Origin of the sequence: Methylovorus glucosotrophus (assembly GCF_009858335.1) — a bacterium.
Classification (GTDB): domain Bacteria; phylum Pseudomonadota; class Gammaproteobacteria; order Burkholderiales; family Methylophilaceae; genus Methylovorus; species Methylovorus glucosotrophus.
In genome coordinates this window covers 694,361-708,873 of the sequence record NZ_VMSE01000001.1, presented here as the reverse complement: position 1 = coordinate 708,873, position 14,513 = coordinate 694,361, and the positions used below count along the sequence as shown (strand labels likewise).

General features: G+C 53.5%; 13 protein-coding genes and 1 tRNA gene. 9 read left to right on the top strand and 5 right to left on the bottom strand.

Translation table 11 applies throughout. From position 1 onward, the window contains the following. Positions 1–39: 39 nt before the first annotated feature. A complete protein-coding gene (locus tag FNL37_RS03335) occupies positions 40–3,852 on the bottom strand; it encodes a DUF3683 domain-containing protein (RefSeq protein ID WP_159355134.1) in 3,813 nt (1,270 codons plus the stop codon). Between the two features lie 199 nt (positions 3,853–4,051). Between FNL37_RS03335 and FNL37_RS03330 the strand changes: the two genes are divergently transcribed. The 3 genes from FNL37_RS03330 to FNL37_RS03320 are packed head-to-tail and all read left to right on the top strand — an operon-like array spanning position 4,052 to position 5,744. Continuing rightward, on the top strand, positions 4,052–4,567 hold the full coding sequence (locus tag FNL37_RS03330) for a peroxiredoxin family protein (protein ID WP_159355133.1): 516 nt from the start codon (positions 4,052–4,054) through the stop codon (positions 4,565–4,567). Between the two features lie 2 nt (positions 4,568–4,569). Next, positions 4,570–4,983 (top strand): protoporphyrinogen oxidase HemJ, encoded by a 414-nt coding sequence (hemJ, locus tag FNL37_RS03325; RefSeq protein ID WP_159355132.1) that lies wholly within the window; start codon positions 4,570–4,572, stop codon positions 4,981–4,983. Positions 4,984–4,985: 2 nt separating this feature from the next. After that, positions 4,986–5,744: a hypothetical protein gene (locus tag FNL37_RS03320; RefSeq protein ID WP_159355131.1), complete on the top strand. Its 759-nt coding sequence runs from the start codon at positions 4,986–4,988 to the stop codon at positions 5,742–5,744. 53 nt (positions 5,745–5,797) lie between these two features. Here the strand turns inward: FNL37_RS03320 and FNL37_RS03315 are convergent, their stop codons facing one another. Continuing rightward, a complete protein-coding gene (locus FNL37_RS03315; protein ID WP_013442989.1) occupies positions 5,798–6,322 on the bottom strand; it encodes an SRPBCC family protein in 525 nt (174 codons plus the stop codon). A 194-nt stretch (positions 6,323–6,516) separates the two neighbouring features. Here FNL37_RS03315 and FNL37_RS03310 point away from each other — a divergent pair, with 194 nt between their 5' ends. The 5 genes from FNL37_RS03310 (at position 6,517) to FNL37_RS03290 (ending at position 10,243) form a co-directional block, all read left to right on the top strand. Next, positions 6,517–7,080 (top strand): TetR/AcrR family transcriptional regulator, encoded by a 564-nt coding sequence (locus FNL37_RS03310; protein WP_159355130.1) that lies wholly within the window; start codon positions 6,517–6,519, stop codon positions 7,078–7,080. A gap of 74 nt (positions 7,081–7,154) precedes the next feature. Continuing rightward, on the top strand, positions 7,155–8,096 hold the full coding sequence (locus tag FNL37_RS03305; RefSeq protein WP_159355129.1) for a carbohydrate kinase family protein: 942 nt from the start codon (positions 7,155–7,157) through the stop codon (positions 8,094–8,096). 45 nt (positions 8,097–8,141) lie between these two features. Then, the gene (locus FNL37_RS03300; RefSeq protein WP_374189356.1) at positions 8,142–8,561 is read left to right on the top strand and encodes an outer membrane lipoprotein; all 420 of its coding nucleotides are present in this window, start codon (positions 8,142–8,144) and stop codon (positions 8,559–8,561) included. A gap of 173 nt (positions 8,562–8,734) precedes the next feature. Further along, positions 8,735–9,484 carry a GNAT family N-acetyltransferase gene (locus FNL37_RS03295; RefSeq protein ID WP_159355128.1) on the top strand — a complete coding sequence of 250 codons (750 nt, stop codon included), beginning with the start codon at positions 8,735–8,737 and terminating at the stop codon, positions 9,482–9,484. Then, complete coding sequence (locus FNL37_RS03290) at positions 9,485–10,243, top strand: lysophospholipid acyltransferase family protein (protein WP_244948188.1); 759 nt, start codon at positions 9,485–9,487, stop codon at positions 10,241–10,243. Here FNL37_RS03290 and FNL37_RS03285 read toward each other — a convergent pair. Next, on the bottom strand, positions 10,196–11,050 hold the full coding sequence (locus tag FNL37_RS03285; protein WP_159355127.1) for a symmetrical bis(5'-nucleosyl)-tetraphosphatase: 855 nt from the start codon (positions 11,048–11,050) through the stop codon (positions 10,196–10,198). The genes FNL37_RS03290 and FNL37_RS03285 overlap by 48 nt on opposite strands. 49 nt (positions 11,051–11,099) lie before the next feature. Then, positions 11,100–12,065 carry a c-type cytochrome gene (locus FNL37_RS03280; protein ID WP_159355126.1) on the bottom strand — a complete coding sequence of 322 codons (966 nt, stop codon included), beginning with the start codon at positions 12,063–12,065 and terminating at the stop codon, positions 11,100–11,102. Between the two features lie 114 nt (positions 12,066–12,179). Between FNL37_RS03280 and FNL37_RS03275 the strand changes: the two genes are divergently transcribed. Then, positions 12,180–12,256 (top strand) — tRNA-Arg (locus tag FNL37_RS03275). Positions 12,257–12,469: 213 nt separating this feature from the next. Here FNL37_RS03275 and FNL37_RS03270 read toward each other — a convergent pair. Next, positions 12,470–14,497, bottom strand: coding sequence for a putative bifunctional diguanylate cyclase/phosphodiesterase (locus FNL37_RS03270; RefSeq protein WP_159355125.1), 2,028 nt, complete (start codon positions 14,495–14,497; stop codon positions 12,470–12,472). Between the last annotated feature and the right edge of the window lie 16 nt (positions 14,498–14,513).

The following is a 14,513-nucleotide window of genomic DNA, read 5'->3' as shown; positions in this document are numbered from 1 at the left end:
ATAGCCTTGCGCTTTTCATATCAACGACCGCAGACCGTGTTATAGCAAGACTTTTTCAATCCCGCCATTATTGGCCTTGTGCACGAAATCCTGCATCCAGTTTTCGCCCAGCAGGTGCTTGGCCATTTCCACTACGATGTAATCCGCCTGCACCCCGGTATCTTCGCCATAACGCGCGAGACCTTGCAAGCAGGATGGGCATGAAGTCAGTATCTTCACATCCTGCTCGGGCGCACCAGGGGTCAAGCCCAGCTTGGCCATGCCTTTTTCCAGTTCTTCCTGCTTGCGCATTTTGACCTGGGTCGCGATATCAGGACGCGACACGGCAAAGGTGCCAGACTCGCCGCAGCAACGATCATTCAGTGCGACATCCTGCCCCATCAGAGCATTGGTCACCTTGAGCGGCTGATAGGTCTTCATCGGGCTATGGCAAGGATCATGGTACATATAGCGCGTACCCGTCACGCCTTCCAGCTTCAGGCCTTTTTCCATCAGATATTCGTGAATATCCAGCAAGCGGCAGCCCGGGAATATCTTCTCGAACTCGTATTTCTGCAGCTGATCCATACACGTGCCGCACGAGACGATCACGGTCTTGATATCCAGATAGTTCAGCGTATTGGCAATGCGATGGAACTGCACGCGGTTTTCTGCCGTGATTTGCTGCCCCTTGTCGTGATTGCCGCTGGATGTCTGCGGGTAACCGCAACACAGATAGCCAGGCGGCAACACGGTGGTAGCACCGGTTTCATACAGCATGGCCTGGGTAGCAAGACCCACCTGCGAGAACAAGCGCTCCGAACCACACCCCGGGAAGTAGAACACGGCATCCGATTCTTCCGTCGTCTTCTGCGGATTGCGGATGATCGGCACTATCGTGTCATCTTCCAGACCGAGCAGCGCACGCGATGTCTTGGTCGGCATGGCCTTGGGCATGGGACGATTGATGAAGTGAATCACCTGCGCCTTGATCTCGGGCTTACCCAGGGTAGCGGGTGGTTTCTTCTTGATGTTGCCAATCAGCCCCAGCTTCTTGAACACCTGATGTCCCAGCCGCTGCAGCTTGTAACCCCAGCCTATCATGGCCGTGCGCATCAGCTTGATGGTGGCCGGATCCTTGACGTTAAGGAAGGCCATGGACACGGTAGTGCCGGCATTGAAATGCTTCTTGCCCTGCTCGCGCAGGAAGTTGCGCATTGCAATCGACACATCGCCAAAATCGATATCGACCGGGCAAGGGTTCAGGCATTTATGGCATACCGTGCAATGGTCGGCCACATCGTTGAACTCGTCAAAGTGCTTGATCGAAATACCACGGCGCGTCTGCTCCTCATAGAGGAACGCCTCAATCAGCAACGAGGTACCGAGGATCTTGTTGCGTGGCGAATACAGCAAATTGGCGCGGGGCACGTGTGTGGTACATACCGGTTTGCACTTGCCGCAACGCAAGCAATCGCTGATCGAGTCGGCAATATCGCCGATCGCCGATTGCTCCATGATGATGGATTCCTGCTCCAGCAACCCAAACGATGGCGTGTAAGCCCCATCCAGGCCAGAGCCTGCCATCAGCTTGCCTTTGTTAAAGCGCCCTTCCGGATCCACCTTCTGCTTGTAATCAGCAAAGGTCGAAATGGTTTTCTGGTCCAGGAACGCCATCTTGGTAATGCCAATGCCGTGCTCGCCGGAAATCACGCCATCCAGGCTTTCGGCCAGCTTCATGATGCGCGCCACGGCTTCGTGCGCGGCATGCATCATTTCATAGTCGTCGGAATTGACTGGAATATTGGTATGGACGTTGCCGTCGCCCGCATGCATGTGCAGCGCCACGAACACGCGGCCCTTGAGCACCTGCTTGTGGATTTCATCCGCCCGCTCCAGGATCTTCTGATATTCACGGCCGGTGAATATCTGGTGCAGCGGCTTCTTCAGTTCGCGCTTCCAGGAGACGCGTACCTGATGCTCCTGCACGGCGCGGAAGACGTTTTCAGTGGCAATGTCCGCGTATTCGCTACCCAGAATGCTGACCGGCGCATCCAGGTTTTCCAGGATAGTGCGCCAATGGGTACGCACCTTGTCCACCAGCGCCAGAGACTGGGCCCGCTTGGCAACCAGCATTTCAGGATCGGCCTGCGTATCGTCGTCCTGATACAAAGGCAGATCGCCTTGCAGGAAGGTTTCCAGTGCATCGGCCAGTTTGAGCTTGTTCTTGATCGACAACTCGATATTGATGCGCTCGATGCCGTCCGAATAATCGCCCAGGCGTGGCAATGGAATTACCACATCTTCATTGATCTTGAAGGCATTGGTATGTTTGGCAATCGCCGCCGTACGGCCACGATCCAGCCAGAATTTCTTGCGCGCTTCACCCGAGACTGCGATAAAGCCTTCACCGCCGCGCGCATTGGCCAGCCGCACGATATGCGATGCGGCTTCGCCTACGCCGTTTTCATCGTCACTGGCAATATCGGCCAGCAACACCATCTTGGGGCGCTCGTTGCGGGTTGCCTTGGTGGCATAGCCCACGGCCTTGAGATAACGTTCGTCCAGATGCTCCAGACCCGCCAGCAAGGTATTGGGGTGCGCATCTAGATAATCCTTGATCTCGACAATCGCAGGCACACCGAGCGCCACATGGCCGAAGAACTCCAGGCAGATGGTGCGCACATGCTTGGGCATGCGATGCAGAATGAAGGTAGCCGAGGTGATCAGACCATCGCAGCCTTCTTTCTGTATGCCAGGCAAGCCGGAGAGGAATTTGTCCGTCACGTCCTTGCCCAGTCCGGTCTTGCGGAAGCTGGGGCCGGGGATTTCCAGAATTTCCGGTTCGGCGAGCATGGTTTTGCCATCCTCGGCAAAGCGCGTGATGCGGAAGCGGGCGACCGGAATGTCATGGATCTTGCCGAGGTTATGGTCCAGACGCTCCACCTCGAGCCAGTTGGCATCGGGCGTCACCATGCGCCATGAGGCGAGGTTATCCAGTGCCGTGCCCCAGAGCACGGCTTTCTTGCCACCGGCATTCATGGCGACGTTACCGCCGATACAAGACGCATCAGCAGAGGTAGGATCGCAGGCAAATTCAAGCCCGGCGGCCGTAGCGGCCTCCATCACGCGGCGCGTCACAACGCCAGCGCCGCAATGGATGGTCGGCACCTGGCGACCTACGCCTGGCAGGGTACGCATTTCAACGGCACCCAGGGTATCCAGTTTTTCGGTATTGATCACAGCCGACAATGGTGTCAGCGGCACAGCGCCGCCGGTATAACCAGTACCACCGCCGCGCGGGATGATCGTCAGGCCGAGTTCGATACAGGCACGCACCAGCGCTGCCATTTCGTGCTCGGTGTCAGGGGTCAGCACCACAAACGGGTATTCAACACGCCAGTCGGTAGCATCGGTCACGTGCGAAACGCGCGCCAACCCATCAAACTGGATATTGTCCTTGCGCGTGATCTTGCCCAGTCGGGACAAAGCTTTTTTACGCAGACTTTCGGTTTGCTTGAAATCCTGCTCAAACACATCCACCGCTTTGCGCGCCGCGGCAATCAAGCGCAAGACCAGAGGATTGCCCTGGCTACGCTCGTCAATGGCCTTGATGCGGTGATGCAACGCGCTGATCAGGGCTTGGCGACGTTTTTTGTTCGCCAGCAGATCATCCTGCAGATAAGGATTGCGGGAAACAACCCAGAGGTCGCCCAGCACCTCAAACAGCATGCGTGCGGAGCGGCCGGTTTTCCGTTCGCCGCGCAATTCGTTGAGAACGTTCCAGATATCTTCACCGAGGAATCTGATAACGATTTCGCGGTCTGAAAACGAGGTGTAGTTATACGGGATTTCGCGTAAGCGGGTGGTCATGAATTTGGAAGGTAACCAAAAGCGCAATTATACCATGGGCAACATTGCAGTTTATTAGCAGACTGAATTTGTCAGGTATTAAGCTTATGCGTGATGCAAAATTCATACAGTCGTCCATTTACAGGCGCAGATTCCTGATGACAAGCTCCAGCAAACCCACGACAATAACGCGTGCATCGCAGATCGCTCATATTTAAAGATGAAATCCTTATTTAACTCCCCTCGCAAACTGCTATTCCCCTTGTTGCTGGTCCTGCTGCTGGGCTTTCTTGCCTACACGCTGGCCAGCAAGCCCACTGCGCCGAATATCAGCTTTACCACCCTGGATGGCAAAACCTCCAGCATGCAGGATCTGCGTGGCAAAGTGGTGCTGGTCAATTTCTGGGCGACGGATTGCCCCGGCTGTATTGCGGAAATGCCAGCTTTGATCCAGACCTGGCATCAATATCATGAGCGTGGCTTTGAGGTCGTGGCGATCGCCATGCCCTATGATCCTATTGATCAGGTCAAAAATTACACCGCCAAAAATTCCCTGCCATTTAAAGTCACTCATGACGACACCGGTGACATGAGCATGCAATTCAACGAAGTACGCGTCACGCCTACCACCTTCGTGCTGGACAAAGATGGCAAAATCATCCGCAAAGCCATAGGCGAGCTTGATTTCAAATCCCTGCACGAGCTGCTGGATCAACAACTGGGCAAAAAAGGCTAGCCATGCTCTGGATCAAGGCGTGGCACATCATTTTCATGGTGACCTGGTTCGCAGGGCTGTTTTATTTGCCACGGCTCTTCGTTTATCACGCCATGTCCAGCGACGAGACCAGTAACGCCCGTTTCAAAATCATGGAGCGCAAGCTGTTTTACGGCATCATGACTCCCGGCGCGGTGCTGACCATCGCCTTTGGGCTGTGGCTGTGGCTGGGATACGGCTTCAGTGGCGGCTGGCTGCATGCCAAGGTATCGCTGGTAGTATTGCTGGTGCTCTACCACCTCTATTGCGGCAAGCTCGTGCGTGACTTCGCCCACGACCGCAATCAGCACGGCCATGTGTTTTACCGCTGGCTTAACGAAGCTCCGGTGCTGTCGCTAATTGCCATTATTATTCTGGTTGAGGTGAAACCCTTCTAGCCATGTCAGCCCATCCATTATTCAACTCGGAGCTGCTGATCGCCAGGATACAAAAATCCTCGAGCGACCCTGGCCAGCGCCTGCTGAATGCGTTTGATCTTCTGGCAGAAGCCGCCAGCAATCCGATAGCACTGCCTGGCGAAGCAGACATTGCCGCAGATAGCGCCATGCTACGCTTCATGCAAATCCAGACGCAAGCCATGGCGATAGAAATGCCGGACCTGCTGGCGCAGCAACTCTACTTCATGATGCAGCAAGCGCTTGAAACGGAGCTAGCCTCCCCCACCTCACGCGCGCTGCACCACGCCCGTATTGCAGCCGACGCCATGTTACAAGCTCAGGCACCTGAGCATAAGCCTGCAGGCAAGGTGCTGGCTTACGCCATGGCAGCAGGTTTGTTTACCTTGCTGGGCAGCACCAGCATCGCTTTGCAAAGCGAATTCCAGCCCTCAGGGCCATTTATCGTCGCGGCCTTGAATGCTTCGGCAAAACCCGCGGAGACGCGCATGGCCCCTGATTTCTCGGTCGCCAATCCGGCCCGCACGGCAGCCATGTACGCCAAAATTGAACAGATGCGCACAGGAAGCTGCGACTACCCGCAAGCACTGGTGCTGCCCGAATCGGAACGTGGGATTTATATTGAGTATGTCGTGAACGGCAAGGTATCGACCAAGGTCAGCGATCAGGATGTTGTAAACAAACTGTTGCAGCAAGTCAGCTGCAACTACACGCCGATGCTGATGAAAAACTCAACGAGTTAGTGACAAATAATAAAGCCGGCCATTGCCGGCTTTATTACGTATAGCGGGCAGTATTATTTTTCGGAAAGTGCTTTAAGATTTTGCAGGCCGCTTTGATAAATGGAAGTCACCGTATCACGTGCAGTCTTGTCATCCTCCCCGGCTTTGGGCTCATGCGCTGGATCCTTGCGCTTGAACATGCTCTTCCAGGTCACTTTGGTTTTGCCTTCGCCCACCGCTTGCACCTGCAGCGTGGAGTCATATTCACGCAGCGGCAGCACGCTTTCCGTGATGGTGTATTTCAACACATGATTCGCATCATCAAACTCCGTGAGCGTTTCGTGAATGGTGCCGCCATCTTTGAGCACGAGTACACGCTGGGCGCCTGCAGCATTGGCAGTGCCACCGGACAGCGTGGTTTTAGCCACAGCGGGATGCCAGGACATATCGGCGAAGTTTCCGGCATGCGCCCAAACCTTGTCAGCAGGGGCATTGATTTCGATGGTTTCACGGATTCGCAGGGTTTCATCAATCGCCGCGATTGATACCACCGGTAAAGCAAAAGCAGCCAGAACTAAAGCTCTTTTAAGTGTACGCATACATACCTCGGTTAATAAATGAAAATGGCCGCATGACTTACGGCGCAAGGACTGTACATGACTTTTTCGCCTGGCGCCTGTGAAAAAATCCCGTTCTTATGGATGAATAAGGGCGCCGCATAAAAATATACAGATTTGTATATTTATTGAATGCTTTACGATAGAATTTAATCATCATCAGGAAACACCAGACCATGTCTCCATTACGGGCAAAAATACTTAGTGTGGCTACCGATCTCTTCCAGACACGGGGCATCAACTCTACCGGCGTCGACACCATTGTCGCCGTCGCCGGCACCACCAAAATGACCTTGTACAAATACTTTCACAGCAAGGAAGACTTGATTCTGGAAGTATTGCAGCAAGGCCATCAGGACTTTCAATCCTGGCTGCAACAGAAGTTCGAGACCAACACCAAAAAGCCCGCCGAAAAACTGCAAAAGCTATTCGACTTCATTGAAGAATGGGTAACGTCGCCTGACTTCCGCGGTATGGCCTTTCTCAAAGCGTCTGCCGAGTTCCCCAATGAAGAGAATCCGGTGCACCGCCTGTCGGCCGAGCAATCCCGGCAGTTCCGGCAGTATCTGGCAACCCTTGCCACCGAAGCCGGCATTCAGGATACCGAGGGTCTGGCCCTGCAACTGTCGCTGCTGATTGAAGGCGCCATGCAGGCTGAACAGATGAAGCGCGGCTCAGGTGCAGTGAAATATGCCAAAAAAGCCGCCAAAGTCCTGATCGATAACGCACTTAAAAGCTGACATAGCGCGTCAGCGCACTTGCCCGGCGAGCCGCTACTCGCTGATAATGTGGCTTTATCTTCTTAGCCCACATAATGAAAACTCTGATCTGCGGCTCGATGGCTTACGACACCATCATGGTGTTTGGGGACAGCTTCAAGAATCACATCCTGCCCGAAAAAATTCACATGCTGAATGTCTGCTTTTTTGTGCCGGAAATGCGGCGCGAATATGGCGGCACTGCCGGCAACATTGCCTACAATCTGCAACTCCTGGGCGGCGCACCCTTGATCATGGCGACCGTCGGCGAAGACTTTCAGCCCTACAGCAAATGGCTGGACAAACAGTCGCTGGATAGCGCGCACATTAAGGTGATTCCCGATACCTTCACCGCACAGGCCTTCATTACCACCGATCAGGATGACAACCAGATCACGGCCTTCCACCCTGGCGCCATGAGCGCAGCGCACAGCAATAGCGTGCACGATGCCAAAGATGTCAGCCTCACCATTATTGCGCCTGATGGCCGCGATGCCATGTTCCTTCATGCCAAAGAATGCAGCGATGCGGGCATCCCCTTCCTGTTCGACCCAGGCCAGGGCCTGCCCATGTTTAATGGTGAAGAACTGCTGCATTTCATTGAGCTGGCCGACTATGTGGCCGTCAATGACTATGAGGCGCAACTTCTGCAGGAAAAAACCGGTCTTACCCTTGATACCATTGCTGGCAAGGTAAAGGCATTGATCGTAACCCTAGGTAGCGAGGGGTCACACATATACACGGAAGGTAAACGCCTGCATATTCCATGCGTTGAAGCTTCAGCCGTGACCGACCCTACCGGGTGTGGCGATGCCTACCGCGCTGGCTTGCTTTACGGCATCAGCCAAGGCTGGGACTGGCAACAGAGCGGGCAGCTGGCTTCGGTGATGGGGGCAATTAAAATTGCGCATCGCGGTGCACAAAACCATCAGCCAAGCCGCGAAGAAATCGCACAGAGGTATCAACAGGCATTTGGCAGCTCAATCAATCTGGGTTAAAGGAGTCATTAAGTGAATACAGTGAAATTAGTGGGGATTGCAGTCATGCTGGCCATGCTGGGCGCGTGCGCCAGTTCAAACTCTGGCAGCGTGTATAGCCGGGATGAAGCCCGCAAGGTACAAACGGTCAAAATGGGTGTCGTGGAAAGCGTACGCACGGTCAAGCTGGAAGGCACCAAATCGCCGGTCGGTACTGCTGGCGGCGCCGTGGTCGGTGGCGTGGCAGGCAGCACCATGGGCGGCGGCAAAGGCCAGGCAATTGCTACCGTATTGGGCGCGATTGTCGGCGGCCTGGCAGGCTCAGCGGCAGAAGAAGGCCTGACCCGCAAGGATGGTCTTGAGATCACCGTCAAGCTGGATAGCGGCACGATGATCGCCGTAGTGCAGGAAGCGGACGACCAGTTCCAGCCTGGCGAACGTGTGCGTATCCTGGAAAGCGGCGGTACCACTCGCGTCAGCCACTAAGCAGGCATTATCTGCACCCCATAAAACCCGGCGAGAGATTGCCGGGCTTTATTTTGCCCGTTGCCGCCATCACTCCCGACGGGCAATTCATGCAAGCTTCAAATGGCCGTCACCGTTCCGTCATAAAAGATTCGTAAATTCTCTCCTATCTTAAATCAGCAGGAGAGATTCAATTGCTAGAAAAGCATGTCTCAACCGGCTTGCACAGCGAGCCCAGCCATCTGCACGTGACTCTGGCGCGCAATCCTTCCGAAATTGCAGAAGCACAACGTTTGCGCTACAAGATATTTGCTGAAGAAATGGGCGCCCGCATCAATGGGCAGGACGGTCTGGACCGTGATGGCTTCGATGCCTTTTGCGATCATTTGCTGGTACGTGAAACAAAAAGCGGCGAAGTCGTTGGCACCTATCGTATTCTGAACCCCAGCATGGCCGCTGAAGCCGGTGGTTACTATTCCGCTGGTGAATTTGATCTGAGCCGTTTGCAACATCTGTTTGATCGCACCGTGGAAGTAGGCCGTGCCTGCGTACACCCGGACTATCGCATGGGCGGCACCATTACCCTGTTGTGGGCAGGCCTTGCCAAATACATGCAAACGCACCGCTATGAATACATGATAGGCTGCGGCAGCGTGGGCATGGCCGATGGCGGCCACATGGCAGCCAGTCTGTATACACAGCTGGCGCAGGATCACCTCAGCCCGCCGGAATATCGTGTTTTCCCACGTTGCCCATTGCCACTGAACGCGCTGCAGACCTCGCTTGACGTGAATTGCCCACCGCTGATCAAGGGCTATTTGCGCCTGGGCGCCTACATCTGCGGCGAGCCAGCCTGGGATCCAGATTTCAATACCGCAGACATGCTGGTCATGTTACCTTTGTCGCGTATCAACAAGCGCTATGCGGCTCACTTCTTCAAATAATTGGAAAAACCAAGCTCCCCTATCACCCGCATTTTCCGGGTAATCCGTATCGTCCTGCACATGTTCAATGGCATGCTGATTGCCACCCTGCTGTTGCCGCGCCTCAGTGCGCGGCAGCGCGACCGGGTGATCAGCCGCTGGGCACGTGGTTTGATGCAGGTCATGAACATCCGCGTGGTGGTGAAAGGATCGCCACCGCATCCGGACATGGCCTCCGCCATGCTGGTTGGCAACCATGTTTCCTGGGTCGATATCCATGCGCTTAACAGCGTGCGCACGGTGCGTTTTATCGCGAAATCTGAAGTGCGGGACTGGCCGGTATTTGGCTGGTTTGCGCGCAAGGTGAATACATTCTTCATAGACCGCCAGCGCAAGCAGGATACGTCGCGCATGGTGGCTGAAGCGGTAAGCAGCCTGCAGGCGGGCGATTGCCTTTGCTATTTCCCCGAAGGCACGACGACGGATGGCACCGAGCTGAAACCCTTCAAGGGCAGCCTGATGCAAGCCGCGATTGATGCCGACAGCATGGTGTGGCCGGTAGCGATTCGCTACCCGCGGGAGGATGGCAGTGCAAATACCGAGATGGCATATTGGGGAGACATCACCCTGATGCAGTCGATTGCCAAGGTACTGGCATGCCGCAAACCTGTTGTCGAGCTCGACTTTGCGCCGCCCATCAGCCCCGCCGGGCATGACAGGCGCAGCCTGACGCTACAGGCCAGGCAAGCGATTGCCAGCCGGCTTGATCTTGCGGGGTGAGTCTTCCGGGCTGCAGGGCACCTGAAAAATGGTCCGGTCTTCCAGGCGCATGGCGGTAAGGCTGCCACCCCACAAGCATCCAGTGTCGAGCGCGAACAGATTATCCCGCTGCTGCAAACCCAGGGCTGACCAGTGCCCAAACACGATGGCGGTATCGGCAGAGCGCCGTTGCGGCACCTCAAACCACGGCACATAACCTGCAGGAATCTCATCCAGCTCGCTCTTGAACTTGAAGTCCATTTCCCCCGCCAGCGTGCAGATACGCAAGCGCGTCATGGCGTTGGTGATCATTCGCAGCCGGTCCATGCCATGCAAGCTGTCATCCCAGGCGACCGGATGATTGCCATACATATGGCGCAGAAAATCACGATAGTCAGGCCCACGCAGGGCTTCAGCCACCTCGGCACCCAGAGTCAGTGCGTCCGTAGCGCTCCATTGCGGCAACAAACCCGCATGCACCATCAGATACTCCGCCTCGGCATGCACCAGCGGCAAGCTGCGCAGCCAATTCAGAAGGTCATCGCGGTCGGGCGCGTCCAGTATTTCCTGCAAGGTATCACTGCGGTGCGGCTGCACAAACCCTTCGGCTACTGCCAGCGCATGCAGATCGTGATTGCCCAGCACGGCAACGATGGATTGCCGGTGCTGATGCAACCAGCGCAACACTTGCAGGGAATGTCCGCCACGATTGATGAGATCGCCCACCAGCCACAGACGATCGCGGGCAGGGTCAAATTGAATATGGCTCAGCAGATGCTGAAATGAAAAATGGCAACCTTGCAGATCACCGATTGCGTAGGTTGCCATAGCATGAACTCACTTAAGCGATGCTGCATGGCAGCACCGCATGATCAAATTAGTCGGCCTTGAAGTTGGCGCCGCCCTGGTTTGCCATATAAGCCACGGCACGGGCAACTTCCGCATCACTCAAGCCAGGATTGCCACCCTTGGCTGGCATCATGCGAATACCATGAATCGCATGTTGCACCAGAGTATCGTAGCCTTGCGCAATACGTGGCGCCCAACCATCCTTGTCACCAATTTTAGGAGCGCCCATCAGGCCGCCAGCATGGCACATGGCGCAAACGCCCTTGACCACTTCTTCGCCAGACTTGCCACTGGCAGCAGGTTTAGGAGCTTCTGCAACCACGGCTGGCTTGGCTTCTTCCGCCGGAGCAGCAGCAGGAGCCGCTGGGGCTGCAGCCTTGGCTTGTGCAGCAGGAGCTGGTGCAGGAGCGGCAGCAACAGGAGCCGCGGCTGGCGCAGCAGCAGGGGCAGCTTCAGCGGCGGCGGCAGGCGCTGCGCCACCATGTGAGGCACCACCCAGCTCAGGCGATTTGAAACTTGCACCAGCCTGATTTGCCATATAAGCCACGGCATTGGCAACTTCATTGTCGGTCAGGTCCGGGTTGCCGCCACGCGCAGGCATGGAACGAATACCCTCAATGGCGTGCTTGATCAGGGTTTCATACCCTTGGGCAATACGTGGGCCCCAGGCAGCCTTGTCGCCAATCTTGGGCGAACCCAATGCACCGGCAGCGTGACAGGCAGAACAGACAGCCGTCACAACTTGTTCACCCGTTTTGTCCACATGCGGACCGCTGTTGTCAGCCACTTCCACCTGCGCAACCGGCTTGATACGCTCTTCAACCACGGCTTGCTGAATAGCAGGGTCTGCATCCACCAGATGCGAAGCCTGTATACCAAACAACATCTTAACAATCAGAAAAATCACCAGCGCGGGTGCAAACAATCCCCCCAAGGTAGCCAGCACCACCTGCGTCACTGTTGTTTTTGGAAATTCGTGATGATGCTCACCCATGACGATAAACCCTTATACCCATACGAAAAGTAGTGATTATACGTTGAAGCGCCTACAGGTAAAAGGACAAGCTAGCGTGCATTTGCTATAATCTTGTTCGCAGTATTTCTATACGCGCCCGTAGCTCAGTTGGATAGAGTGTTGGTTTCCGAAGCCAAAGGTCACAGGTTCGACTCCTGTCGGGCGCGCCAGATTTTCCTATAATTTCAATATGTTGTCACTTTTCCAATTGCTTCCTCGTGTTCAGGAATGCATCATTTTGCATAGTTCATTGTGGTAAATTTGCAGTAAAAAAATACATACCCGCATAGCATCAACTATTAAGCACCATCTTGAGAATTAATCATTTTCATATTCGATCCAATTTAACAATTAATGGTGTGTTCAATTGAAATTTACCGAAATTAATTCTTGGATAGCAGCATTTCATTTAACGCAAGATAAGATGTCATTTGATCAGCCGGGAGAGGTTTCGATAATGAGAAGCCTTGTAAGACATCGCACCCAGCTTGTTCTAGCAAATTAATCAACTGTGCATCTTCAATACCTTCGGCGACAACTTTCAACCCTAGAGCATGCCCCAACATGACTAATGCTTGGACCAACTGAAAGGAATTAGAAGAGGATTGAATATCCCGGATCAGTACGCCATCTATCTTGAGTTCATTGGCAGGAAATTTCCTTAAGCTGGATAAGCTTGAGTCCCCTGCTCCGAAGTCATCTATAGCAATATTAATTCCTTTATCTCTAATCGCCTTGAAAACATCGAACTCCTTCGGTTGATATTCCATGGCCAATGCTTCATTTATCTCAAATGTTATTAACTGAGCGTCTATAGGGTACTTTTCAAGCAATTGATGAGTTCTGTCGAGAAAGCGTGGATCTCGCACTTGCAAAGATGTGAGATTAATAGAGATGGAAATGGGTATGCCAAGTTTCTGCCATTTCTCTAACTGGGCGAATGCATTTTCAATCACCCATTGACCGATGGCTGCAATCAGGCCTGCTTTTTCCGCATAAGGAAGAAATTCATTTGGTAGCCATACTCGTCCATTTGAATCGTGCCATCTTATAAGTGCCTCAACACCGACTGTGCGATGCGTATGTGCCTCATGCTTGGTTTGGTAATATAGGCGTAATTCGTTGTTATCTATTGCTTTACTTAGCTCGGAAAAAATTTGGTTGGAACGTTTGGTGATATCCTCAAGCTCACTGGTGTACATTACCCAGCGGTTTTTCCCCAATCGTTTCGACTCATACATGGCCGTATCAGCTTTAACGAGCAACATTTTATGATCTGATGCATGTTCACTTCCTACCACGCCGAGTGAGCCTGTCAGATGAACCAGCGCGTTACTAAGCTGCATCGAGTTTTGCATGACCTCCAGAATTCGGTCCAATACATGGTGAAGCGAGTCTAGATCAATGTCTTCAAGTATGATGACAAACTCATCCCCACCCATGCGAATCACCTGATCATTGTCTCGAACACTCTTGACTAGTCGCTCAGCTGCCACTTTCAGCACTTCATCTCCAACGTCATGCCCCCAACTGTCGTTAATGAGTTTGAAACCATCCAAATCTAAAAACACGAGATAATAATTTGTAGACAACCCACTATTAGTTGCTTGCTTTTTGGCCAAGTATTTTTGAAGATAAAGCCGATTCTTAAGCCCTGTCAGCGCATCCGTTTCTGCGAGCCTCATATGCTCGATCCTGCGTCGATCGTAATAAGCGATCAGAATAGACACTAACAAGAGAAGAATAGTGGGTAGACCCACTAAGGCAGGTAAGAAACGGTGATTGATTTTGTTCGCCGCTCGGCAAATCGTACCAAATGGAAAATGCGCTGCCCACATGCCTGTGTAGTGCATGGCGCATATTGCTCCGCCCAAAATGATGGCTATAAGCAATTTTATTTTGAAAAATTCGCGGTCTTGAGAAGCCAACATTCGCATGACGAATATTGCTAGCCCGCTCAAGCTGACGGCGATTGCTATAGACAACAATACTAAAGGCCACGAATACACAATTCCCGGAGCCATCTCCATTGCCGACATTCCCAGGTAATGCATTACAACGATGGCGAATCCCATGGCTAGGGAAGCCAGAAAGAGATCTTTGGTACTGAGCGTGGCTTTATGCACAAGACTCAATGCACAGCCTGAGAAAATGACCGGAGCCATCCAAGAGACGAATGTTTTGAAAGGATCAAATCCTATTGGGATGGGCAATTTGAATGCCAACATTCCTACGAAATGCATGGCCCACACGCCAGTTCCAGCCGCAATGGCGCCGGCCATGATCCAGAGGATTTTTTTTGAGGAGTCAGTTGTGTTGACTCTGGCAGACAGCTCAAGAGCAGAGTAACTTGCTAATATTGCGATGAAAAAAGATAAAATTACGAGTGCTGGAGAATAAATCCCATTCATAGGCTTCTCTAGTTCT